Origin of the sequence: Spirosoma endbachense (genome assembly GCF_010233585.1) — a bacterium.
GTDB lineage: Bacteria > Bacteroidota > Bacteroidia > Cytophagales > Spirosomataceae > Spirosoma > Spirosoma endbachense.
This window is the reverse complement of sequence record NZ_CP045997.1, coordinates 10245715-10247938: the sequence shown is the minus strand read 5'-3', so window position 1 is coordinate 10247938 and position 2224 is coordinate 10245715. Positions and strand designations below refer to the sequence as shown.

Sequence of the window (2224 nt, the reverse complement as noted above, 5' to 3'; positions counted from 1 at the left end):
TGGTTCCCCCGGTGGCGGTAAGGGTGGTCGACTGTCCGGCACAGAGGGTGGTCGATGAGGCCGTCAGGGCAGCAGCGGGTGCTGGACTGATGGTGACCGTAGCGGTGGCCACATCCGAACAACCTGTCGAAGAGGTACCCGTCACCGAGTAGGTGCCGGCCACACTGACGTTGATGGACGAGCCGGTGGCGCCATTGCTCCACAGGTAGGTAGATGCCCCTGAAGCGGTGAGCGTACCGGTTTGGCCTTCGCAGATGCTGATGGAGGAGACGTTGACGGTTGGAGCAGGACTCGCCGTGAGGGTGGCTGAGCCAACGCCGGTACAACCCGAGCCACTGTTGCCCGTCACCGAGTAGGTGCCGGCCACATTGACCGAGATGGAAGCCGTAGTGGCGCCATTGCTCCACAGGTAGGTAGACGCGCCCGATGCGGTGAGTGTACCCGTCTGGCCTTCGCAGACGGTAGCCGAGGTGACATTGAGGGTGGCGACAGGATTGATGGTGACCGTAGCAGTAGCTACATCACTACACCCCCCTGTCGTCGTACCCGTCACCGAGTAGGTGCCGGCCACATTGACGGAGATGGACGAGCCCGTGGCGCCATTGCTCCACAGGTAGGTAGATGCCCCTGAAGCGGTGAGCGTACCGGTTTGGCCTTCGCAGATGCTGATGGAGGAGACGTTGACGGTGGGGGGAGGGCTGACCGTGAGGGTGCCCGATCCAACCCCGGTACAACCCGAGCCACTGTTGCCCGTCACCGAGTAGGTGCCGGCCACATTGACCGAGATAGAAGCCGTAGTGGCGCCATTGCTCCACAGGTAGGTGGTCGCTCCCGATGCGGTAAGGGTGCCCGTCTGGCCTTCGCAGACGGTAGCCGAGGTGACATTGAGGGTGGCGACAGGATTGATGGTGACCGTGGCGGTAGCTACATCACTACACCCCCCTGTCGTCGTACCCGTCACCGAGTAGGTGCCGGCCACATTGACGGAGATGGATGAGCCCGTGGCGCCATTGCTCCACAGGTAGGTAGATGCTCCTGAAGCGGTGAGCGTACCGGTTTGGCCTTCGCAGATGCTGATGGAGGAGACGTTGACGGTGGGGGGGGGGCTGACCGTGAGCGTGCCCGATCCAACCCCGGTACAACCTGAGCCACTGTTGCCCGTCACCGAGTAGGTGCCGGCTACATTGACCGAGATGGAAGCCGTAGTGGCGCCATTGCTCCACAGGTAGGTAGACGCTCCCGATGCGGTAAGTGTGCCCGTCTGGCCTTCGCAGACGGTGGCGGATGTGACATTGAGGGTAGCGACGGGATTGATGGTGACCGTAGCGGTAGCTACATCACTACACCCCCCTGTCGTCGTACCCGTCACCGAGTAGGTGCCGGCCACATTGACGGAGATGGACGAGCCGGTGGCGCCATTGCTCCACAGGTAGGTAGATGCTCCGGATGCGGTGAGCGTACCGCTCTGGCCTTCGCAGATGCTGATGGAGGAGACGTTGACGGTGGGGGGTGGGCTGACCGTGAGCGTGCCCGATCCAACCCCGGTACAACCCGAGCCACTGTTGCCCGTCACCGAGTAGGTGCCGGCTACATTGACATTGATGGAAGCCGTAGTGGCCCCGTTACTCCACAGGTAGGTGGTCGCTCCCGATGCGGTAAGGGTGCCCGTCTGGCCTTCGCAGACGGTAGCCGAGGTGACATTGAGGGTGGCGACAGGATTGATGGTGACCGTGGCGGTAGCTACATCACTACACCCCCCTGTCGTCGTACCCGTCACCGAGTAGGTGCCGGCCACATTGACGGAGATGGATGAGCCCGTAGCGCCATTGCTCCACAGGTAGGTGGTTGCTCCGGATGCGGTGAGCGTACCGCTCTGGCCTTCGCAGATGCTGATGGAGGAGACGTTGACGGTGGGGGGTGGGCTAACCGTGAGGGTGCCCGATCCAACGCCGGTACAACCCGAGCCACTGTTGCCCGTCACCGAGTAGGTGCCGGCCACATTGACCGAGATGGAAGCCGTAGTGGCGCCATTGCTCCACAGGTAGGTAGACGCGCCCGATGCGGTGAGTGTACCCGTCTGGCCTTCGCAGACGGTGGCCGAGGTGACATTGAGGGTGGCGACAGGATTGATGGTGACCGTGGCGGTAGCTACATCACTACACCCCCCTGTCGTCGTACCCGTCACCGAGTAGGTGCCGGCCACATTGACGGAGATGGACGAGCC

General features: G+C 62.7%; 1 protein-coding gene. It reads right to left on the bottom strand.

What is annotated here, in order from left to right:
• Positions 1–1387: beta strand repeat-containing protein (locus GJR95_RS41945; protein WP_394369978.1), on the bottom strand; the 1387-nt coding region annotated here is incomplete at its 3' end.
• Positions 1388–2224: the final 837 nt, after the last annotated feature.